Origin of the sequence: Dawidia cretensis, assembly GCF_018598175.1 — a bacterium.
Taxonomy (GTDB): domain Bacteria; phylum Bacteroidota; class Bacteroidia; order Cytophagales; family Cyclobacteriaceae; genus Ohtaekwangia; species Ohtaekwangia cretensis.
Map to the genome: position 1 here is coordinate 91,375 of NZ_JAHESE010000006.1, position 22,410 is coordinate 113,784.

Consider the following 22,410-nt stretch of genomic DNA (forward strand, 5'->3'; position numbering starts at 1 on the left):
CTTCAAAGCCCCTTCTTAAATGTATTCACGATATACTCTACGGGTTGATATAGCAACGTTTCATTGACCATCAGCATCGCGCGGTCGCCGTCGGGTATAGGCATCAGAATGTTCGATTCGCGCAGCGTATCTCTCAGCTTTTTACGGTCTATCTCTTTATCCAGATCAAGCGTATAGATGTTCGTCCCTCCGTCAAGCGTGCTGATCTTTACACCCGGCAATTTGTTCAACGCTGCAAAGATTGCTTTAGAGGCTTGAATGGCATTTTGCAGACGGGCTTCAAAACCTTCCATGCGGTGTAATGCCATGGCGGCATTCGCCCAGTTACCATACATGGCGCCACCGTGTACTTTTACCAGGTGGGCCATTTTATCCATGACCTCGCGTGGGCCGCAGAGCATGGCACCGGCTGCCGCGCCAAAGTACTTGTACAGCGAAATGTATACTGTATCAAAATAAGACGCATACTCTTTTATTGATACACCTGTCCAGCCGGAGGCCAGGAAGAGGCGTGCACCGTCCAGGTGCAAACCGATGTTGTTGCTACGGCAATAGGCGCTGATCTTCTTTATCTCTTCGAGGGGTACTACCCGGCCGTCGGCACGGCGTACGGGGTTTTCGATCGACACCGCGCCCACACTTGTCTTGAATGCCTCCGCCTCCTTCAATGCTGCAATACCCTCTTGTAATTGTTGACCGGTGAAATAGGCAGCGTCTTTTGCCAACGGCACAAGCCGTTTGTTGAATATCGTTTGGGCAGCGTCGCTTTCATCGCGGAATACGTGGCTGGTCTCCTGTACGATCACCTTCGTGTTTTCACCGCTCAGCACCGAGATTGCCAGTTGGTTTGACATTGTACCGCTGGGCATAAACACGGCTTTTTCTTTACCCGTTATTTCGGTAAACTTCCTTTCCAGCGCTTCAATAGATCCACCCATACCATACCTGTCGCGACCAATGCCGGTGGCCGTCTGAAACTTTTGCAGCTCGGCCAAATAGTCAACGGGTTCAAACATTTCACCGTCGCCGAAGAATTTCACCGCAGGCCCCGTGGGTGCCGCCGATGTGCCCATCGCTAAAACCGACGATACGGGAATCATGGCCGGCAACAATGCCGCACCGGATGTCTTCAGGAATTTTCTTCTGTCCAGGTTCATAGAATAGGTATGTTACAACTGCTGTAAGATAGGGAAGTGACAAGGGATCCACAATACTATTCGCTGCGCAACGCCTCCGCGGCATTAGACCTGGCAGCCCATCAGCGGACGGAAGTGTCCGCTGGCGGATAACAGGGTACCGCCTATTTCTGCCGATACAACCAACGACCCGGGCCTGCTTGCTGGAACGTAAGATCGTTTCGCAGAAATTGCTTATTATCCAAATTGGTACCGCGGTGGTTCCTCAAGTCGTATTCATGGACCAGGGTATCATGACCATTCACGTATGCGGTATAGATCCGGTCCTTCACGTCTAACGCATAGAGCGTGCCGGGAATTTCAATAAAGTCGCCCTGTTTACCAACAAGATTTATTTTACCGCCATATTCGCTGTACTCCACGGTCATGAACATGCCCGGAATGGGCTGCTGATCAGGCACCCAAACGCCAACTTCCGAATCGATCGACCCCACGCATTTTTGGGTGACGCTGTCACCCACGAGTCGTTGCGCCCAAACCTCGCCTGTCTGGGTAAACGTTGTATCCGACTCGACGGCTACAATCAATACGATGCGGAAAGAGTCTGCTTCGATGGTATCATAGGCGATAGTATATTTATCGGACGGATATTTCGCGCGCGAGAACTTGCCTTCCCAGCGCTCCTCCACGGGAGGGGAAGCCATGAATGCTGCCGGTTGCCGTAGCCGATACATGGCGCTCCGTATAATGATCAATGTACCGATCACAATCACAACCAGTATACCCATTACAATCTTAAGTATGATACCGGAACTACTAAAAGCCGCCCGGCACCCGTACACCATTACAAACAGCACGATAAAAACAACGACCAGGAACAGCGTCTTGGTGAAAACAAAATACGTGTCATGAAGTTGTATGTCGATCGGCTGGCCATCCCACAGGGCGTCACCAAAAACCAGGACACCGGTAATAAACGTCGCCAGCAGAATCCCTTCGATCCAGTATAGCTCTTTTTTTGTCTTTGAATTCATAGTCACTGATGCGCTTAGACAACCGTCTGACGCGCTTAAAGTAGAAAAAACGTTACCGTAATGTAATAAAACGCCAAGTTAACTATATTTAGGGCTCCTACAGTATGTATGGTACAACCTACCCGTAACACCTCGCCACGGAACTTTGCGAACAAAGTTCTCGGCGCCCTTAGCCTTCAACGCTCCTGGTTTAAGAAACTTACAAAAGCCATCTGGATCCTGCTCATGAGTTTTACGGTGGCCGTGCCGCTGTACTTTTATGTGGTCAGTATCAATCTGTTCGGCCTTTTTGGCGAGATGCCCAGCCTGCGGGCTATTGAAAATCCGGAGAATGATCTTTCCTCCGAGGTTATCTCTGCCGACGGCGTGTCGCTGGGGCGTTACTTCCGTTTTAATCGAAGCCAGGTAACGTACGAGCAGCTTTCGCCCGTATTGGTTAAAACCCTGGTGGAGTCCGAAGACCATCGCTTCCATAACCATTCCGGCATTGACTTCTGGGCCTATCCGCGGGTAATCTTTGGTGCGATAACCTTTAACCTCCAGGGCGGCGGCAGCACGTTGACACAACAGCTTGCCAAGAACCTCTATACGCTCGACCTCGACGGCCCGTTGGCGAAGGCAGGCAAGCTACCACAGCGGCTTATTCAAAAATCCAAGGAATTAATTATCGCCATCCAGCTCGAACGTAACTATACGAAAAACGAAATTCTGACGATGTACTTAAACACCGTCGAGTTTAGCAGCAATGCGTATGGCATTAAGGTTGCCAGTGAAACGTACTTCAATAAACCGCCGTCAAAACTCAACCAGCAGGAAGCCGCCGTGCTGGTAGGAATGTGTCAGAACCCCGATTATTTTAATCCTCATTATCACGCAGACCGGTCGCTTCGCAAACGAAATGAAGTGTTATACAAACTTTACACGCGTGGACATATCGCGAAAGTCCGGTACGATTCGCTGAAAGCGTTGCCCCTCGAATTGAAATACTCCGTGCAAAACCAAAACAAAGGCATGGCAACTTATTTTCGTAGTGTTCTTTATCCGGAGCTTAGTACGTGGTGCCGGGAACATGGCTATGATTTACGCGATGCCGGATTAAAGATCTATACCACGATCGACAGCCGCCTGCAACACGATGCCGAAGAGGCCGTCGCGAACCACATGGCCGGCCTGCAGCAACAATTCAACCGGGAGTGGCGCCAACGCGGTCTTAACCCCTGGGTAGACCCTCGCACGGGGCAGGAAATAAAAGGCTACCTGGATACCAAAATTAAACGCACCGACGCGTATCGCAACCTGGTGAAACACTACGGCGCCGACTCCGATTCGGTCGGTATCCTGCTCCGGGCTAAAAAGCCCATGACCGTCTTTACCTACCACGGCGAGCGCGATACACTCTTCAGCTCCATGGACTCGCTGGCGTACTACAATCGATTCTTACAAACCGGACTGATGTCGATGGACCCGCGCACCGGCGCGATCAAAGCGTGGGTGGGCGGCATCTCGCACAAATATTTCAAATACGACCACGTCCGCCAGGGCACACGTCAACCCGGCTCTACGTTCAAGCCTTTTGTTTACGGCACCGCCATCGAAGCGGGCTTTAGCCCCTGCCAGGAATTTGCAGACATCTCGCCCACCATCCGCCTCGCCGACGGCACCACCTGGACGCCGCCCAACTCTTCAGGCTCCCACGGCTCCGGCGACCTGCTGACCATGCGCCGGGCGATGGCGTTGTCACTGAATTCCATCACCGCGCAGGTCATGCAAAAAGTTACGCCGCAAAACGTCGTCTCCTTTGCGCAGCGGCTGGGCATCACCAGCAAGCTGGACGCAGTACCCGCCCTGTGCCTGGGCACCAGTGATGTTACGCTGTATGAGATGGTAGCTGCCTATTGCAGTTTTGTCAACCTGGGAATCTATACGCAGCCGTACTATATCACGCGGATCGAAGACAAGAACGGCAATGTGCTGGAGAACTTTACGCCCAAAACACGACAGGTAATGGATGAGCTTACGGCCTACAAAATGATCTATATGCTGCGCGGTGGCGTGGAAGAGGCCGGTGGCACCTCGGAGGGACTAAGCTACGATTTGAAAGACAACAACGAGATTGGCGGAAAAACGGGGACGACCGACAATGCCTCTGACGGCTGGTATATAGGCATCACCCATAACCTCGTGACGGGCGTATGGGTGGGTGGCGACGAGCGCAACATTCACTATCCGTCCTGGAGCTTTGGCTCGGGCACACGCACTGCACGCCCCATCTGGGACAAGTACATGACCCTGGTATACCGCGACCGAAACGACGGCTACGACAAAGGGCTGTTCCGCAGGCCTAACCAAAAAATGGACATGGAGCTGGACTGCAGCCAGTATGCCGCAATGCCCGAAGAGGAAGAAACATTCTGACCGCACCGGCAGCCGTCCATCCCCATTTATTTCGCTACCGACAATCATAACGATTTCTTAAAAAGCTTTTCGGTCGCAAACGCCGATACCGCCTTACCTTTCGACCATGGCCGGACCACATACGTCCGGCCAAACTTCGTATCATGAATCTGAAAGTATTGCTGCCCCTGCTCTGGGCAATCCTGCTGTGCGCGAATGCCCACGCGCAAACCGACAAAACTCCTATCAACCACCTGCAAGTGATCGGCTCGCACAATAGCTATAAGAAAGCCATGAAGGGCAACGTTGCCCTGATCAAAAACCTGGTCGAAAAAGGTTATATCGTACGTACACGGGCCGACTCGGACACACAGGAGGCACGGGCCAATGACAAAAGTGCCTTCGAGGCGGCGTTACAATCAGGCGCACAGATCATTACAACGGACTATTACCGCAAAAGCACGCACTTTGACTCGGAATACATCATCCGCTTCGAAGGCGGCGGTTTTTCGCGGGAGAATCTGTTGTTTACCGGTAAACGGTAACTTTCTTTTGTTTTTTTCACCCAGGTGAAAATTCTTACGGTGGTAATGCGGCATGTTTGTATTGTCAATACGACAACGACTTAATAAACACGCATATGAAACGTACTGCTACCGCCGTTTGGAACGGCAACATCAAAGAAGGTCAAGGCAATATTTCTACGGAAAGTGCTGTCCTGAACAAAACATCCTACTCGGTTGCGAGCCGATTTGAGAACGGTGTTGTGAAATACAACGGCCAGCCATCCACCAACCCGGAGGAATTGATGGCCGCGGCCCATGCCGGATGTTTTACCATGAAGCTGAATCTGCTGCTGACGACCGCCGGCTTTAACCCCACAACACTGGAAACACAGTGCAGTGTAACGCTCGATCCGAAGATTGCGGCCATCACCCAGTCAGCGTTAAAGCTCAAGGCGCGGGTGTCCGGCATTACCAAAGAACGGTTTAACGAGATCACGCAAGACGCCAAAGCCAACTGCCCGGTGAGCAAGGCGTATCAAAACAACATGGAGATCACGCTTGAAGCCGAGCTGCTCGCGTAAGTGTCATCTGACTGCTACCAGATTTGAGGCGCCCGTCTTATCTTTGCGCCGCACTTCCCCGGTGCACGATTGACCATGGATCAGAATAAAGCGTTTCTTACTGAACGGCTAACAGCTTTTTCCGAGCTCACTGCGAACGACATCGCGGTGAGCTTGCCTTTTTGGAAAACCCGTAAGATCGGCAAAGGCGATTTCTTCAACATGCAGAATATCGTCTGCTCCGACCTCGGACTGGTTATCAAGGGCATCTTCCGCATATACTATATCGACGCCGGGACGCAGGAAGAACGCAACGTGTTTTTCTTTTCTGAAAACCAGTTCATCGTATCCTTCCGCAGCTTCCTGCACCGCATGCCTTGCTATTACTTCATCCAGGCCCTGGAGGACTCTGAGATCATTTCCATTCAGCATCACGACCTGAACTACCTCTATACCACCTATAAGCCGTGGGAACGTTTTGGCCGTCGGATTGCCGAGCTGTTTTTTGAATATTCTCAATCCAGCATTGAAGACCAGCTTTTTAGCTCGGTAGAAGACCGTTATATAAAACTGGTCCAGAACCACCCACAACTGGTGGAACGCATCCCCCTCTATCATATCTCTTCTTACCTCAACATCAAGAACCCTTCGCTGAGCCGGATCCGGAAGCGGCTCGAGGCACGCGACCGCGCACGTGTGAAACCTCAGTAGCACCTGGCGAACGCCATACACTTCTTGTCACCCCCTGGCTATTGGTAAGCGTTGCAGACGCTACCCCCGCAGGAACGGGAACCTTGCGCGTCGATGCCGACAAGTAGCCACTGCCGTGGTATAGCTCCTGGCGTTGGCGTTTGCCGGAAGACCATGCAAATTCAATGGCAACATCGAGCGATGCGGGTGTAATCCAGTCGGTTCGCGAGGCTACCGGCGTGAAAACCCGCAGACTGTCCCGATTGGCCGTGGCTAACCAATGCGAGGCACCGTTTGCACCGGCCAGCAACGCCAGGCTCTTCGCATCGCTGTTTATAAAGAAACCGGAACGCATTGCCGGCAGCGCGTGAAATGCGCCGTGACCGTCACCCAACAGGCAAACGCCAATGCCGGCATCGTAACGTCCCACCAGTGGATCGATTGCATAGCAGTTGCCAATACCCAACAGATCGGGATGGCCGTCGTGGTTGATGTCCGTTGCCTGCAGGCCGTTGAGGGGAGCCGTCTGTGCCTCCACCGGCAGGGGACGTATGGCAAACCGGCCGCCACCCAAATTCTCCACGTATGACGATGTTAGCGTGGTTACCTGAAAGACTATCGCACCTTTCAGTTGTTCCGCCGACAGCAGGTCGGTGCGCGTAGCGGCACCGTAAGTGCTATACCGTGTCAGTTTACGTTTGTAGCCCACGATCTGGTCGGTAAGGGTTTCGCGTGGGTGGGTAAGGTGCTCCCGACCGTTGATGTAGCGCGCCATCAGCGGGTCGAAGGATCCACTGCCATCGAAGTCTTTCGCATAGATCGAAACGGGTTCCTGTGCCGACGCTTCAAACAACGTATTCAACCCGACGTTGCCCGCGATATAATCCGTGTCACCATCGTGATCAAAATCGCCACCGGTAATGCTGTTCCACCAGCCGGGCGCTTCGGCAAATGCCTGTGTCAGCGAGCGGCCCTCGTTGTTGTGATAGAAAGTAATGGGCATCCACTCTCCTACTACAGCCAGGTCGGTCCAACCATCATTATCGAAGTCCGTCCACAAGGCGCCGGTGATCATGCCGGCATGTTTCAGCGTGGGCGCTAGAGTGTCGGTGATGTTGGTGAATATACCCTTACCGTTATTCAGCAAGATTAAGCTCTCCGGTGCGGACGGATACTGTCGCGGCACAATGCGGCCGCCGACGAACAGATCAAGATCGCCGTCGCGGTCAACGTCACACGCTACCACGCAGCTACCGCTGCTGATTTCGCGGGGCAGGGCCGCGGTATCCGCGCGCAGTATGCCGCCATCGTTGCGATAGAAACGATCCTGATACAAGGTATGCCCGGCGCTGAGCTCGCTGCTGCCGCTCACGCAGTACAGGTCGTTATCGCCATCACCGTCGGCGTCAAATAATAGCAGGCCGGCATCTTCGTTTCCTTTGCCCGGCAACGAGTCGGGGCGGAACGTGCCGTCGCGTTGCTGGTGGAAGATGCGCGCTGCCCGACGGGCGGCGCCGCACAAGATCACGTCGTCCAGACCGTCGCCGTCGATATCGCCAACTGCTACAGCCGGGCCGGCTTGAGAATATTGCATGGGCAATGTGGGCGTGGCTTTGAAATCAATATAGGGATCTTCTTCGTGACGATATTGCAAATGAAGCGATGCCGACATTTCCCGGAACAACCGCGCGGGCTTTTCATAGCGAAGCTCCTGTACCCGCGTGGCATCTTTACTATTAACCGTCAGTACCTGGTTCGCGGGCACAGCAGTGAGCATCTGCTCGTAGCCGTCCGGCCACCGTATGTGTACGGTGTCCACAACAGTGGATTCACCCAGACCAAAGTGTAAGTATGGTTCCACCGTAGATTGATACCCGCGCTGAGGCGCATACTCCCGCACTTGTCGCTGCCCGTGCTGATGCAGTGTAACGCGCGCCCCGACGCCGTTTTGGTTCGCGGCCGGGCCTTTTAATTGTATCCGCAGATAATGATGGTGCGCTGCGTCCAGGTCGACGCTGGTGTTTTGATATACAAAAGCTCTTTCATTTATATTGTTTACTACCAGGTCTAAGTCGCCGTCATTGTCCAGGTCGGCATAGGCGGCGCCGTTACCATAGGCTTCGTGTGTTATGCCCCAGGCCTGCGAGGCATTGGCAAAGCGCAGGTTACCCTCGTTGTGAAATAGCAGGTCGGGCTTGGGGACTCCCTCCAACGCTTCGACGGCTTTCAACGCATGCTTGAGCCGAATGGCGTCGGTACCAAACTTCGAGGCTTCCTTGCTGTAGGCCATGAAGTCGAGGTTGGTAATGTCTTTGCGATAACCGTTGGTGATCAGCATGTCCTGCCGGCTGTCGTTGTCGAGGTCGGCCATCAGCGCGCTCCAGCTCCAGTCTGTAGCGTAGATGCCGGCCAGGTAGCCAATGTCGCTGAAGGTACCGTTGCCATTGTTGAGCTGTAACACATTGCGCACGTACTGTGGCTGGTAGCCCATGCGTATATTCTGTTGAAACCGGTCGTAGCCCGTGCCCGAGAACATTGTTTTCTGGCGCAAATTGTCTTCCGGCATCATGTCGACAACAAGTATATCTTGCAAGCCGTCGTTGTTGATGTCGCCAATATCGGCACCCATGCCGTTGTACTCCTGGTGGCGCAGGGCGGCAGCGATGGTGTTGGTAAAAGTACCGTCTCCGTTGTTGGTATAAAGATGGTCGTTGGACAGGAAGTCGTTGGCCACATAGATGTCGGGACGACCGTCGAGATTTATATCACTAACAACAATCCCCAGCCCCCACCCCTCTGTGAGGATTCCCGCGGCTACGGAGACATCCGTGAAATGAGGCAAGGCGCCGGCGGGACCGTCGTTGCGGTATAACTTGTCCACGCTCTTACCCCCGCCGTCGGTGCGCTGACCGATGGGAGCGTTGCGCGTATAGCGCTCGATGGCGTTGGTAAGCAAATACATATCGAGGTCGCCGTCGCCGTCGTAGTCCAGAAAGGCGGCCTGGGTCGAGTAGCTGTGATCGGCCAGGCCAACCCGGGCAGCCACTTCTTCAAAGATCGGTATTCCCTGATCGTCGAGGCCTTTGTTGTGAAAAAGCAAGTTGGGCGACGAATGTTTGGGGTCGGGATGTACAGTAGAAATATACACGTCCTGCCAGCCATCCTGATCGATGTCTACGACGGCCACGCCCGTACACCAATGCCGTGTAGACACGCCCGAAGCCGCCGTGATATCGCGAAACCGCAGAGAACCTTCATTGAGATACAGACGACTGCTGACCATGTTGCCGGCCAGGAATACATCCGACAATCCATCGTTATTAAAATCGCCGATCCCGACACCCGCACCGTTATAAATATACTCAAACGTCAATACGTTGAGTGTGTCGTTTTCGGTCAGGCGGTTTTCAAAATCAATGCCGGTATAGGCTGCCTGCATGAGCTCAAACCGTTTAGGCTGGCGACAGCTGATCGCCGCCGCCAGCACTAAACACGCTATCGTGTAGAATTTCCTGTTCATGCCTAACGTTGAAGACTGGGTCAATACCCCTGGTTCTGATCGTCCTGGGTAATGTTGGGATTGTTGTTCAATTCGTCCTGCGGCAGCGGCAACAACTCATACATCGGGGCGTAATACGAAATTGGTTCCGTGGCGAGCTTCTCGTCTTTGCGCCAGCGCAGAATATCAAAGTTGCGGACTTCCTCTCCCGCCAGCTCGACGCGACGTTCGTGAATGATGGCCCGCGTGATCTCCGCCTGCGAGTTGACAGGATATTCCGCCGTAGGATACTCCAGCATGTTTACGCTCGGCCGGTTGCGGATCTCGTTGAGATAATCAATGGCCGCATCGGGAGAGCCGACTTCGTTTTCGCACTCGGCCAGCATCAGCAACACATCCGCGTAGCGGTACATGCGGTAATTGATCCCGATCTTATCCCAAAAGCCTCCGGGGTCGAGCTTGTACATCACGGAGTATTTCTTCCAGCTCACCTTCTGCTCTACACCGTTAAAAATACTTTTGTTACCCTGCACTTTGTCTTCTGTAAGCTCCAGCGGCGCACCCGGATCGCCGTAGGTATCGCCGATAAAGTAGAAGGTATCTTTCAGGCGCGGGTCGTTGGGCTCGTATTCCGCCAGCAAACTATTGGAAGGAATCAGGTTGCGCCATCCCACAGCCGAATATTCCTGTGAGCGGATCCACGACTCGTTTACTTGCGTGGCATTGCCGTCGGCGTCCCAGTTATAGTTGCCGCCAGACGTATACGACAGCTCAAAGATCGACTCCTGATTGTATTCTGTCTCCTCGGTAAAATTATCAAAGTAATTATCGGTAAGCGTATACCCCAGGTCTTTGATGGCCTCCAGACGGGTTTTGGCGTTGGTGTAGTCGCCGTTAAAGATATAGGCCTTCGCCAATACCATCAGCGCCGCGCCGCGACCGGCACGACCGAAATCGTTTTTGTTATACTCCTCCGGCAGGTCGGGGACAACGGCGTTCAACTCGGTGTAAACAAAGTTCCAAATCTCGGTAGCGCTACTGCGCGCTTGCGGTTCGGAGTCTTCAAACTGTATGGGCGTGGCGGTATACAGCGGCACGCCGCCCCAGAACCCTGCCAGCTGATAATACGCCCAGGCACGTAAGAAGCGAGATTCGGCAACCAAACGTTTCTTCAGCTCTGCATCGCCGGTAGCCTCCGGCGCATTTTGGATGATGGCGTTGGCGCGATGTATCAGACGGAACAGGCCGTTGTAGACCGACGTCATCACCGCGTTGGTGGGGCCGTGCGAGCCGATCAGCAGCTGGTTGCGCGGCGTTTCCAGCTGGCCGCCACCGGCCGTCACGTCGTCCGAGCGCAAGTCGTGCAGGAAAAAGTATTCCCGTCCGCCCAGGTTGTTACTTTGCAAGATGGCGTAGGCGCCCGTGAGGGCACGCGAAAGCTCGTCTACAGTACGATAATAGTTATCGACCTGCACATAGTTCTCGCTCTTTTTGTCGAGGGCCGAATCGCCGCAGGCATTTGCCAGCAACGTCGCGGTGGCGGCTAACAGTATAGTTGTGATGTTGATTCTCATGATGCTGTTTCTTTATCGATCCTTTAAAAACCTAACTGTATACCGGCCATCACCGTGCGGGGCGATGGAAACTGACCGTAGTCGATGCCGTTGATCAGCGTATTCCCTGTCGTGTTCTGATAGCGGTTGCCGATCTCGGGATCATAGCCCGTGTAGTCGGTAATCGTAAACAGGTTTTGTGCCGACACATACACGCGAAGTTTCTTCAGCGTGCCGCGTGTCATATCCTGCGCCAGCGTCCCGGGCAAGCTATAGCCCAGGCTGATATTCTTCATCCGCAGGAAGGAACCGTCTTCCACAAAGCGATCGGATGTGCGTGAGTTCTGATTCGGATCGCCGCTCACCGCGCGGGGTACATCGGTATTCCGGTTTGTCTCTGTCCAGGCATTGTTCACCGCCGTGCCGGCGCCAAACAACCGCAGCATACCTTGTTCCAGCACCTTTGTGCCGTTGTAGATGGAATTGCCCTGTACACCTTGCAGGAAAACGGTCAGGTCGAAGTTGCGGAAGTTGGCCGAGAGGTTTACACCGTAGGTAAAATCGGGCAGGTAGTTGCCCAGGCTTGCCTGGTCGGACGCATCGATCACGCCGTCGCCGTTGATGTCTTTAAAGCGGATGTCGCCCGGGGCAGCGTTGTTTTGATATTTGGTCGTAGGATCACCGTCCAATGCGTTGGCCGCCTGGATCTCTTCCGTATTTTGAAAGATGCCATCGGTCTGATAGCCATAAAATTCCTGTATCGGGCGTCCTGCCACGGTGCGGGCTATATTAAAGCCGCCAAAGTCAGCATTGTTACCACTAAAGAGCGCCGCATTCGGAGTATTGAGGCTCTTCACTTCATTGCGGATAATGCCCACGTTGGCCGCCAGGTTAAACGTCAGCGCGCCCACGGCCCGCGTGTACCCCACGGAAAATTCACTCCCCCAGTTCTTCATTTTTGCCACGTTCATTTTGGTGGGCGCCGTGAAGCCGAGCGAGGGTGTGGCGTTTACGTCAAGCAACAGGTCGTCGGTGTTACGCACAAAATACTCCACCGAAAAGGTCAGCGCATTGGCAAACAACCCCACATCGATACCGTAGTTGATCATGTTGGTTTTTTCCCACGTGAGGTTGGGATTCGACAGGCGCTCGTAGTAGGAACCGGGCGTCGCGACATTGTTAAAGTCATAAGCCGTATTGGAGCTGATGAAAGACTGGTACTCATACGAACCCACGCTGGAAATAGAACCCAGCGAGCCATAGCTCGCACGCACCTTCAATTCCGATATCGCCGGCACAGACTGCAAGAAGGCCTCTTCGCTCAGGCGCCATCCCACCGACACACCGGGAAAGCTTCCCCACCGGTTGTCGGGCGAAAAGCCCGAGTAGCCATCGCGACGAAGCGACGCACTTAGCAGGTATTTTGATTTATACTCATAGTTCACACGTCCCAGGAACGACAGCAGCACATTCTCGTTCAGGTTACCGCTCACGGCCGGGTTGGCCGTTCCGTCCATCTGGCCAATGTCGTTGCGGGCATGCTGGGCGGAGCTATTGAGCACCTGGATGGCGTTGTCCTGACGCTCGGCTACGGCCACAACGTTAAGCGTATGCGAACCGATAACTTTATCGAATGTCAACTGATTGGAATAATACGGCGATAGCGTCGTCGTGCGGTTGTCTACAATGTTGTGCGTCGTGCGGCCGTTGAAGCTGTCACTATAAATAGGAAGGTCTTCAGTATGGCGTAAGACAGAGTAGTTCAACCCGGCGGTAAAGCGATAATGCAGACCATCGACAATGCGGGCGTCAATATAGGCGCGGCCGATCAGGTTCATGACATTGTCCTTGTTGACGTCCATCGTGGCAATGCGCACCGGGTTCTCGGGGTCGGAGCCGTCGTTGCCGCTCGGCGCACGGAAGCCACCCGCCAGCGTCGGATCGTATATCGGGATATAGGGTACCGACCGGATGAGGTGCTGCACCATGGTGCGGGCACCGCTTTCGGGTTGGTTCTGGATGTTCGCCGTCGAAATACTCATGTTCTCACCAAAGGTAAAACGGTTGCTGATGCGCGTCTCGTAATTCAGGCGCAAGCTGTAACGATCGAAGTCCGTGCCGAGCATGATGCCCTCCTGCTGAAACCGGCTCACGGAAGTATACAACTTAGACTTCTCTGTTCCGGTCGACAACGACACCTGCACTTGCGAAATCGGGGCCGTGCGGAACATCGCATCCTGCCAGTCGGTGTTAGTCTGCCGGTAGGTTTGCGTGGCGCCGGCATAGACCGGATCATCCATGGCCGAGAATCGTTTCGGCAATTCACTGCCCGCATTTGTCAGCAGGGTGGTGCCGTACCTGACATAATCGTCCGTACCCAACAAGTCGAGCTGGCGCCAGGCCTTCTGTACGCCATAGTAAGCGTCTACATCGATGTGTACCTTGTTATCGCGGGAGCCGCTTTTGGTGGTAATGATAATGACACCGTTGGCCGCACGCGAGCCATAAATAGCAGATGCTGCGGCATCTTTCAGTACCTCTACCGATTCAATGTCTTTGGTATCGATGTTATTCAGGTTTCCGGCTTGCGGAAAACCATCAATTACATAAAGCGGTTGAGACGACCCCGTGATCGATCCGATACCGCGGATGCGAACAGATGGTGTAGTACCGGGACTACCGTTGTTGGTCACTTGCACACCGGGCACGCGGCCTTGTATGGCGGCATCCACACCGGCTACGGGCAAGGCCGCTACTTCATTGGAAGAGACTGTCGTTACAGCACCGGTAACCGACGAACGCCGTTGCGTACCGTATCCTACAACCACCACTTCATTCAGTTGCTGTACATCGGGTTGTAACACAATGTTCAGGCTTGTTTGTGTACCGACGGTAATTTCTTGTGATACATAGCCAATAAAGGTAATGACCAGTACCGCACTTCCATCCGGTACAGACAGCGAGAAGCGTCCATCGGTATCGGTCGTTACCCCTTGCGCCGTTCCTTTCAGCAGGATATTTACACCCGGCAGCGGACTACCGGCATCGTCCGTTACTTTGCCGCTCACAACGATATCAGCAAAGGCAGCAGTCAGCGCTTCCGTCGTACTCACCGATGTTATCGGGGTGAGAAATATATCAGCGGTGCTTTCTGCATTGACTTGCGAGAGCTGCGCGTCGGCCGCCGGGCGTGTACGCGCTTTGGGAAAGATGGAATACGTACGACTATTGATCTTTTTGTATTTTAATCCCAACGGGTCCAGTACGTATGATAAGACATGTTCTATTTTTTCGCGGGACGGTAACGTTCCGGAAAATTGTTTTCCTTCTACCGCGGCAGGCTCGTAAATGAACGTGATGGCAAAATGGTCGCGAATTTCCTCCAGCACATCGGGTAGCGGTCGGGTACCTGTTCTGCGTTCCGCCTGTGCCAGCATGCCGTCCTGCGCCGGCAGCAGCAGCGGCAGCAGCGTCAGTACCAGCATGCCGCAGAGCATTCGTATGGCGTTATAGTTGTAGCGATATAACATATTGGGTTTGGTTTTTGGGTTAAATTGATATAATTGATTGTTAGTATCTTAGGGTGATGATATTGTCACATGCTGGCCCTCGCGGTGTACTTCGAGATCGAAGGTCTCGGCAATGGCATATAATACATCCTCTACCGTGGCCGAGGAAATCTCGCCGGAGAGCTCACGGTGCTCCAGTCTTGGACCGACAAACGTGACTTCTAATCCATAGGTGTCGTGTAACAGGGTAGCTACTTCGGCCAACGGTGTGCGGTCGAATACCAGTGTCTGATGCAACCACGATGTGTACCGATGCTCTTCCACTTGATGAGTCGACACCGTCGTGCCCACGACGGAGGCGAGCTCGCCGGGGCGAAGGTATACCGGGGCACCGGTGCCGTTCACTACCTCGAGTTTTACTTTGCCTTCCGTCAGCATCACTTCAGACCGTTCCGAGCGGCTGCGCACATTGAATTTTGTACCCAGCACTTCGACGTTCAATTCCTGGGAAGTATGCACGACGAACTTGGTATGGAGCTCGGTGTGGCGCACCGCAAAAAAGGCTTCACCGTCTATCCAGACCTCTCTTTTCCCCTCTTTTCTCCAATCGGTTGCATACCGCAACGTCGAGTTCCCATTGAGAGTCACCTGCGAGCTGTCGGGCAGCATCACGCTGATCCGTTCGCCGGGCAGACTATAAATAGTAGTCATGGCGTTTATCTTCCAGTACAATGCCACCGTGGCCGCCAACAGCAAAAATACTGCGGCTGCCATGCGATAGGCCTGCGCAGTATATATCCACCGACGCGCGGGCTGCTCCAACCGTATGATTTGCCGACGCGTTTCCGCGAACATGGTCTCTTTTAACAGCACCCGGTCCTCCGGTGACAAGCTGTCCAGGTAGGAAGTATCTTCCATGGCCCGTTGCCAGAAGTCTTCGAGTTGTTGGCGCTCATGCGGCAATAGAGTTCCTGCCCGATGCCGTCGAATCAGGTCCCCAAGAGGGTAATAGTCCATTTTACTATAAGGTTTCTATCTGTATGAAGGTTGTGGGTACCCGACACCCTAAATCGATTGCAATATTTTTTACATCGATTACATTTTTTTATAACTTCCCTACACCAACACCTAACCCAATATGTTCAGCACCCGGAAGGAAGGCATGACCGATGTGGAATTTGCGGAGATCTATGAAGTCTTCTGGGCGAAGCTTTACTCGATTGCCTACAACTATTTCCGGGACCGGACCACAGCACAAGAGCTGGTCCAGGATGTTTTTGTACACCTCTGGATGAAACGTGCCGAGCTCAGCCATGTACAAGACCTGCCGGCATACCTGTTTCGTTGTATGCGGAACAAGATTTACGATCAATATGATTCGCTGGCCAGTCGCGAAAAGCTGATCCGCTCCGCCACGCATAGCTATCGCGAAGAAGTATATGCAACGGATGAGACACTGGCCTATGAAGAGACGCTCGACCTTCTGAACCAGGAGCTTGCCAAGCTTCCCCCCACGACCCAAACGATCTTCAGGTTAAGCCGTTTTGACCGCTATACCAACGAAGAGATCGCCAAGCGCATGCAGGTGTCGGCCAAAGCCGTGGAATATCACATAACCATCGCGCTGAAAAAGCTACGGATCAAGCTGGACCGGGTAGTTTACATTATTATAGCCATTCTGACATCGGGTAACTCCTGACGAAAGGGTATAGTACCATAAAAAATATATAGCAAGGGTACTTTCACCCGTAAACGGGTAAATTATTTCAATATCTTTGAGATTGCGTTTGCCAACTATAAGACTATCTGCCCTGCATGAAAAGGTATATGCTTTTGCAAAAAGACCGGTGGGATGCCGCGTCCAATACCAACGATTCCCTGCGCCTGGAACTGACCGAGGCCATTAAATTCCTGGAATCCATTAAATCCGGCAATCTTCAGGCCATCTACGAAGGCGATCAGCAGTCCGAGTTCGGACTGGCCCTGACCTCGTTGCGCGACCGCATGGTCGAGCTCAACCAGGAGGAAGAACAGCGGAACTGGATCAACCGTGGCCTGGCCACATTCACGGACATCCTGCGCCAACAGCAGGACGACATCCATCAGTTATTTGACCAGGTAGTCTCCAAGTTGGTAAACTACCTTGGCGTAAGCCAGGGTGCCATCTTCGTACTCAACGACGACGATCCCGACGACGCCCACCTGCAACTGATCAGTGCCTATGCGTACGAGAAAAAGAAACATGTAGACATGCGCGTAGGCATCGGCGAAGGCCTGATCGGCCAATGCTTCCTGGAAAAAGACCTCGTCTACCTCAGCGACGTACCCCGCAGCTACATCCGCATTACCTCGGGACTGGGCGAAGCCACCCCCCGTTGCGTGGTGATCGTCCCCCTCCTGTTGGACCGCGAGATTGTCGGAGTCCTGGAACTGGCATCCTTCCGCGCGGTAGAACCCTATAAGATCGAGTTCCTCAAGAAGATCGCCGAGAACATCGCCGCCCTCTATTCCAGCGCCCGCACGGCACGCCGCACCCGCACCCTGCTCCAAGACAGCCAGGCGGCCGGTGAGCAGCTCAGGTCGCAGGAAGAAGAAATGCGCCAGAACATGGAAGAGCTTGTCGCCACGCAGGAAGAGGTGTCGCGCCAAATGCAGCGCGCCCGCGACAACCAATTATACTATAACGAGATCATCGAAGGCATCGACGATTGTATTGTCACCGTCGATCCGAGCTTTCAGATCATGGTCGCCAACAAAGCCTTCCGCACGCTGTTCTCCCGCTACGGCGTACCGGTGGACCCGGGCAACAGCCTGTTGGCCATGGCCCCGGGCCGCGAAGAGCAATTCAAGCAGCCTTACCTGCGCGCCCTGGCCGGAGAGCACGTAGAAGAACCGTTGCGCCACCACTTCGACCGCGACTTCCACGTCACCTATAACCCGCTCCGCAATACCGTCGGCACCATCATCGGCGTAAGTCTGATCGCCCGCGACATTACCGACCAGCGGACTCAGCTAAAGAAGACTGAAGCCATGCTGCTCGAATCCCAGCAGCAAGCCGAAGAGCTCAAATCGCAGGAAGAAGAAATGCGCCAGAACATGGAAGAGCTCAACGCGCAGCAAGATGAAATGGTACGCGCCATGAATGAAATGGATGCGCGCGAGCAATACTTCAGCGAGCTCATCAACCACTCGGGCGATGCCATCTTCACCCTGGATCGTAAATATCGTATTGATACCTTCAACACCCGCTTTGCCGAACGCATGCAGCAGATGGGCGTGAAGGTTAAGAAAGGATTTGATTTCTTCTCGATCTTAAAGCCGGAAGCGCATGCCGCGCACAAGGAACGGTACGATCGCGCCTTCGCAGGCGAAGAGTTTGAGCATGCGGATCTATCGATGGTGAACGGGCATGAGCTGCAGATCGTATCGCGATACGCTCCGATGCGGGATTTGAAAGGAGAGATCGCTACAATTGCCTGTTTTGCGAGGGAAGTGAAGGGGACATAATACTTGTGGCCAACGTGAGTCTCCTCCCCGCAGTGGGGCGAGGACTCACGCCACCCTGGTCGGATCTTCAGACTCCCGGCACGCCGACACAGAGTCGTCATACGAACTCAGAACTCGCCAAGAAAACTTCAATTAAAATACCGATAGACGTCCTTTAGTTCACCAAATTCTTCGCCACGAAGAGACAAAAAATTTTCAGACTCGTGATGCGGTCCTACCAAATTCCACTTTCGAAGTAAGTAGTAAGATATTTTCTGCAAGTCGGTAAACTGATCTTTAAACTGATTATACTGCGGTTCCAACTTCACAAGAAGGCACTTCCCTTCTTTATCCAATGATGTTATAGTGAAATACAAATGAGTATAGAATAGCAAACATGCCTTCTGGGCGATCCGAAGAGTCTCTGTTCTATCGTTGATCTTAGTCAAATCACTAAGACAGACCCGTATGAGACAAATTGAATACTGAATTTTGTCTATAACTACTCTTGGATGTGGAGTTCCTCCAACGACATATTCCTTTGCGAATAAAATAATAGCGTCAGTCCCCGTCTTAGACGAATATTGAATCGTTTCAATTAAGCTGGAAATTTCGTCCAGGAGTGCATTAATTCTATTGAGTTCATCTCGAATATTCTGCGTCTCCGCCTGTATATAAATAAAATATAATGACAACGATACAAAAAACAACCCCAGGAAGTTTAAGCCATCACTCCAATCAGGTGGCTCGGAACTAATTGGCATATCCCCAAATAGAAAGATAGAAAAGGAGAGTAAAATCAAACACGGAGCCAAAAATATCCACAAAATCATTTTATTTCTTTTCTTTTTCATAGAGATGATTCAATGAAACAACTACAGACTATCTATCTTCAAACAACGAGTATTTTCTTTTGATGCCACAATTTAATACTTCCATACGCGAAAGCCAAAAGCTAATCTGTACCGCCATTTGAGTCTGTTGCAAAAGCCGTTGAAACTCCGAGTAAGGTCATAATATGCCCTACAAGAATAATTTTGGAATTACGACTTACCAGAGCGCCTTTGAAAAGCCCGAAAATCCCATTTTTTTTTAAAAAACTACTTAGCGTGATCAGCCTTCCAATAAAAAGGCACACAAATAAACCAGACCGCGGCCGTTAGCCGAACTTAGTCTAAAAAAATCCGTATATTCATTTATGCCAGAGAGATTATTTAAAGGTCTATTGGCCGGACTCAAAGGCGAACTATTAACCTGGATCATTTTATTGACCTCTCCGGAATCGTCTACCTAATAATAAGCATACGTTAAATTCCCTTCACGGAGAATTCGCACATCTGGTACTAATCCGTCCACTAACAACAGAAAAGTAAAAGGGTTGGCAAAGTGCGCGTTACACACAACAAAGTCTATAACGCATTTACTTTCTTTTGATTATTCCTATTTTGGCAAGGAAAAATGTAGCACATAAAGGCGAGTACGTAGCAACATCAATTAAGTGTACACTACGACCGGTGAGAGTCTTCAGGACTCCCGACAAAGCCAAACCTATTTTCTAAATGTCTATTAAAATCACACGTTTAACCGAAAGCATTAATCTATGATCCAACCTGAGTTTAAGTCTTTAATTGATATCGTATCGAATAAACTATTCAGAATTCCCGAGTACCAACGTCATTATAGTTGGACCCAGGAACAGAGGGCAGATCTTTTTAATGACTTAAAAAAGTTACACCAAGTACAGAGCAAAGTAACCGATCGCACACATTTTATGGCAACAGTCGTGTGTTACCAAACCAAAGAAATTAAAACGGTTGGATCGACAAAACATACAGTTTACGAGATTGTAGATGGTCAACAAAGAATAACGACTTTAGTAATACTATTTAAGGCAATTGCCAAAGTTGTTGCTAAAATAAATACCCAGCAAGCAAGCCGCGAAGCAGACGATTTACATAGACTGTTGGTAAAGGAAGACGATAGTTTGATCATTCTTCAGAATAATCACGACAATCGCGAAATCCTCAGAAAGTATCTCACGAAAGGTGCTGGTCCTGACTCTTCAGCGTTGGAAACAAATGCTGATAAAAACCTGGCCCAGGCAATCGTTGATTGTGAGAAGTTTGTAGATGAATGGCCAGATAAAATAGAACTTCTAACATTAGTAAAAAACTCGCTCTTTTTCGTATTCCACACTGTAGAAGATTCAGGCAGCGTCTATACAGTATTTGAGGTGCTGAATGGCCGCGGTCTTGACGTCGATTGGTTGGATAAGACTAAAAGCATTCTCATGGGCCTACTCCATGAATACGGGACGGACGACACAGGGAATAATACGATTTTTAAGGATCATCTAGTTGAGCATCATCGGTATTGGTCTGATATTTATAAACATCTCGGAAAACATAGTATTCCCGGGCATGAAATCATCCGATTTACAGCGACACTAAATAGCGATGAAATATTTGGACGTAACTTAGGTCCTGAAGACTCTATCATTTTTTTCCGACGTCATTGCAGCACAGGAGCCGACACAAGTGATAAAGTCCGTAGGATCGGCGAAGTGACACTCTGGATTAAAAACGTAACCGAGAAACTCGCGCGACTATACGGAGACTTTCGCCGGAATTCAGTAACGGGAATTACACAAGCCCGCCTCCTCGCGTTGGCAATTATGCTGAGAGACGATCTCAGTGAAGCTGATCGGGAAATCTTAATTGATGCTTGGGAAAGAGTGACATTCAGGATTTATGGCATGTATGACAAAGATTCAAGATCAAAACTGGGGGATTACGTGAGAGCTGCCAAAAGCATCTACAACGACTCCAGCTTGACCGTTGAGGGAATGAAAAAACTTATTAAAGAAATCGGATCCGAATATCCTATCGGAAAAGCGATAGATATCCTGCGCAAAGGTGACTGCTATACCGGTTGGCAAACCAGCCTTCGATATTTTCTATTTAGATATGAAGAATACTTGCTCACTCAAGATAATTCTCAGCTGAATACAACGGAATGGACTAAAATCTGGAAAGAAAGTCCAAACAATTCTATCGAACATATTCTTCCACAAGGCGACAACACACCAACGCTTCCGCAATGGAAACATTTTAAGCCAATCGCATATAAAGCTTGCCTGCATCAATTAGGAAATCTAACATTGCTGACACCGGGACTAAATTCCGAAGCAGGGCAGAACAGTTTCGAAATCAAACTGACCGTCTACAATCGCGTGTCATTAAAACATTTAAATGATGTAAAACAGACCAGAGCAGGTGAAGTCCGGATGCAGTGGACTGAAAACGATATTAAAGAAAGAACGGAAGACATGCTAAAATTTGCGAGTACCCAATGGGACGACGCGCAATGAAAGGACTCAAAAGAACTTTAAAACATGCTTTGACATTCCAGAGACCAAGGTACTCGCACGAGCCTCCACCCTTCACCAGGGCAGAGGCTCGTGCTAAAACGTGCCAAGCGCAGAATACTTTGAGGATTAGAACTTACCTGAAACGCTTCAAGAAAGCCTTAGGAAATCCATGTTCGCCAAAAACTTCTTAGAATCATCAGCCTTCTTAGGGAAAGAAAAATAAAGGTAGTCAAACTATTGTAATGCCTTCTTACGACGGACAAACCGGAATGGTTAACATTATTCGTCGACTTACTTAGTCCTACTTTGTCAACTTAAAAAAAGCGGGGAACGTTGCGTCCAACAGCCTTCGTTCCCATCAGCTCCGACGGCAGACCAACTTCAGCCATCAGCTCCATTTCAAAAACCCCCGAAAAATCAGGTATGATTCTACCCAACTTCTAACATATCCAATAGATATCTAATAGTTAAGTAAGGATTAACCAGTAAATATCCAATACTTATATAGCTATTGAATATCTTCTTCATAAAATTTACTATTCTAAAATTAATTTATTCGGTATATAGGAAGACGTCATACTTTTCGTACATTCGATTTAGACACCGTTACCAAATTTGATGTTGTCTAAAACCCTCTCGTTACCCATAAAACTAATTGATTATGCCCTTTCTC

At 51.2% G+C, this 22,410-nt stretch carries 14 protein-coding genes; 7 read left to right on the forward strand and 7 right to left on the reverse strand.

All coding sequences use genetic code 11. The features are described from left to right. Positions 1-2: 2 nt before the first annotated feature. The gene (locus KK062_RS09000) at positions 3-1,157 is read right to left on the reverse strand and encodes a threonine aldolase family protein (RefSeq protein ID WP_254083950.1); all 1,155 of its coding nucleotides are present in this window, start codon (positions 1,155-1,157) and stop codon (positions 3-5) included. 143 nt (positions 1,158-1,300) lie between these two features. Continuing rightward, on the reverse strand, positions 1,301-2,170 hold the full coding sequence (locus tag KK062_RS09005; RefSeq protein WP_254083951.1) for a hypothetical protein: 870 nt from the start codon (positions 2,168-2,170) through the stop codon (positions 1,301-1,303). 108 nt (positions 2,171-2,278) lie between these two features. Here KK062_RS09005 and KK062_RS09010 point away from each other — a divergent pair, with 108 nt between their 5' ends. The 4 genes from KK062_RS09010 (at position 2,279) to KK062_RS09025 (ending at position 6,341) form a co-directional block, all read left to right on the forward strand. Further along, a complete protein-coding gene (locus KK062_RS09010) occupies positions 2,279-4,585 on the forward strand; it encodes a transglycosylase domain-containing protein (RefSeq protein WP_254083952.1) in 2,307 nt (768 codons plus the stop codon). Between the two features lie 143 nt (positions 4,586-4,728). After that, positions 4,729-5,109 (forward strand): Ca2+-dependent phosphoinositide-specific phospholipase C, encoded by a 381-nt coding sequence (locus KK062_RS09015; RefSeq protein ID WP_254083953.1) that lies wholly within the window; start codon positions 4,729-4,731, stop codon positions 5,107-5,109. 95 nt (positions 5,110-5,204) lie between these two features. Then, positions 5,205-5,651 (forward strand): OsmC family peroxiredoxin, encoded by a 447-nt coding sequence (locus tag KK062_RS09020; RefSeq protein ID WP_254083954.1) that lies wholly within the window; start codon positions 5,205-5,207, stop codon positions 5,649-5,651. Positions 5,652-5,726: 75 nt separating this feature from the next. Continuing rightward, positions 5,727-6,341, forward strand: coding sequence for a Crp/Fnr family transcriptional regulator (locus KK062_RS09025; protein ID WP_254083955.1), 615 nt, complete (start codon positions 5,727-5,729; stop codon positions 6,339-6,341). Here the strand turns inward: KK062_RS09025 and KK062_RS09030 are convergent. Genes KK062_RS09030 through KK062_RS09045 form a run of 4 tightly spaced genes read right to left on the reverse strand, consistent with a single transcriptional unit; the run spans position 6,268 to position 15,898 of the window. After that, the gene (locus KK062_RS09030; RefSeq protein ID WP_254083956.1) at positions 6,268-9,840 is read right to left on the reverse strand and encodes a VCBS repeat-containing protein; all 3,573 of its coding nucleotides are present in this window, start codon (positions 9,838-9,840) and stop codon (positions 6,268-6,270) included. The genes KK062_RS09025 and KK062_RS09030 overlap by 74 nt on opposite strands. Before the next feature lie 20 nt (positions 9,841-9,860). Beyond that, the gene (locus KK062_RS09035) at positions 9,861-11,393 is read right to left on the reverse strand and encodes a RagB/SusD family nutrient uptake outer membrane protein (protein WP_254083957.1); all 1,533 of its coding nucleotides are present in this window, start codon (positions 11,391-11,393) and stop codon (positions 9,861-9,863) included. A gap of 23 nt (positions 11,394-11,416) precedes the next feature. Next, positions 11,417-14,902 (reverse strand): SusC/RagA family TonB-linked outer membrane protein, encoded by a 3,486-nt coding sequence (locus KK062_RS09040; protein WP_254083958.1) that lies wholly within the window; start codon positions 14,900-14,902, stop codon positions 11,417-11,419. Between the two features lie 48 nt (positions 14,903-14,950). Then, entirely contained in the window at positions 14,951-15,898 is a 948-nt protein-coding gene (locus KK062_RS09045) for a FecR family protein (protein ID WP_254083959.1), read from the reverse strand. 121 nt (positions 15,899-16,019) lie between these two features. Here KK062_RS09045 and KK062_RS09050 point away from each other — a divergent pair, with 121 nt between their 5' ends. Both KK062_RS09050 and KK062_RS09055 read left to right on the forward strand, forming a co-directional pair. Further along, on the forward strand, positions 16,020-16,580 hold the full coding sequence (locus KK062_RS09050; protein WP_254083960.1) for an RNA polymerase sigma-70 factor: 561 nt from the start codon (positions 16,020-16,022) through the stop codon (positions 16,578-16,580). 116 nt (positions 16,581-16,696) lie between these two features. Beyond that, complete coding sequence (locus KK062_RS09055) at positions 16,697-18,388, forward strand: PAS domain-containing protein (protein WP_254083961.1); 1,692 nt, start codon at positions 16,697-16,699, stop codon at positions 18,386-18,388. 128 nt (positions 18,389-18,516) lie between these two features. On the opposite strand, the gene KK062_RS09060 is transcribed toward KK062_RS09055, so the two are convergent. After that, positions 18,517-19,221 (reverse strand): prefoldin domain-containing protein, encoded by a 705-nt coding sequence (locus tag KK062_RS09060; protein ID WP_254083962.1) that lies wholly within the window; start codon positions 19,219-19,221, stop codon positions 18,517-18,519. A gap of 746 nt (positions 19,222-19,967) precedes the next feature. On the opposite strand from KK062_RS09060, the gene KK062_RS09065 reads away from it, so the two are divergent. Continuing rightward, complete coding sequence (locus KK062_RS09065; RefSeq protein ID WP_254083963.1) at positions 19,968-21,737, forward strand: DUF262 domain-containing protein; 1,770 nt, start codon at positions 19,968-19,970, stop codon at positions 21,735-21,737. Positions 21,738-22,410: the final 673 nt, after the last annotated feature.

Excerpts from the sequence above, each read along its gene's own strand:
- KK062_RS09000 (WP_254083950.1), bottom strand. The coding sequence starts at position 1,157 with ATGAACCTGGACAGAAGAAAATTCCTGAAGACATCCGGTGCGGCATTG.
- KK062_RS09005 (WP_254083951.1), bottom strand. The coding sequence starts at position 2,170 with ATGAATTCAAAGACAAAAAAAGAGCTATACTGGATCGAAGGGATTCTG.
- KK062_RS09010 (WP_254083952.1), top strand. The coding sequence starts at position 2,279 with ATGGTACAACCTACCCGTAACACCTCGCCACGGAACTTTGCGAACAAA.
- KK062_RS09015 (WP_254083953.1), top strand. The coding sequence starts at position 4,729 with ATGAATCTGAAAGTATTGCTGCCCCTGCTCTGGGCAATCCTGCTGTGC.
- KK062_RS09020 (WP_254083954.1), top strand. The coding sequence starts at position 5,205 with ATGAAACGTACTGCTACCGCCGTTTGGAACGGCAACATCAAAGAAGGT.
- KK062_RS09025 (WP_254083955.1), top strand. The coding sequence starts at position 5,727 with ATGGATCAGAATAAAGCGTTTCTTACTGAACGGCTAACAGCTTTTTCC.
- KK062_RS09030 (WP_254083956.1), bottom strand. The coding sequence starts at position 9,840 with ATGAACAGGAAATTCTACACGATAGCGTGTTTAGTGCTGGCGGCGGCG.
- KK062_RS09035 (WP_254083957.1), bottom strand. The coding sequence starts at position 11,393 with ATGAGAATCAACATCACAACTATACTGTTAGCCGCCACCGCGACGTTG.
- KK062_RS09040 (WP_254083958.1), bottom strand. The coding sequence starts at position 14,902 with ATGTTATATCGCTACAACTATAACGCCATACGAATGCTCTGCGGCATG.
- KK062_RS09045 (WP_254083959.1), bottom strand. The coding sequence starts at position 15,898 with ATGGACTATTACCCTCTTGGGGACCTGATTCGACGGCATCGGGCAGGA.
- KK062_RS09050 (WP_254083960.1), top strand. The coding sequence starts at position 16,020 with ATGTTCAGCACCCGGAAGGAAGGCATGACCGATGTGGAATTTGCGGAG.
- KK062_RS09055 (WP_254083961.1), top strand. The coding sequence starts at position 16,697 with ATGAAAAGGTATATGCTTTTGCAAAAAGACCGGTGGGATGCCGCGTCC.
- KK062_RS09060 (WP_254083962.1), bottom strand. The coding sequence starts at position 19,221 with ATGAAAAAGAAAAGAAATAAAATGATTTTGTGGATATTTTTGGCTCCG.
- KK062_RS09065 (WP_254083963.1), top strand. The coding sequence starts at position 19,968 with ATGATCCAACCTGAGTTTAAGTCTTTAATTGATATCGTATCGAATAAA.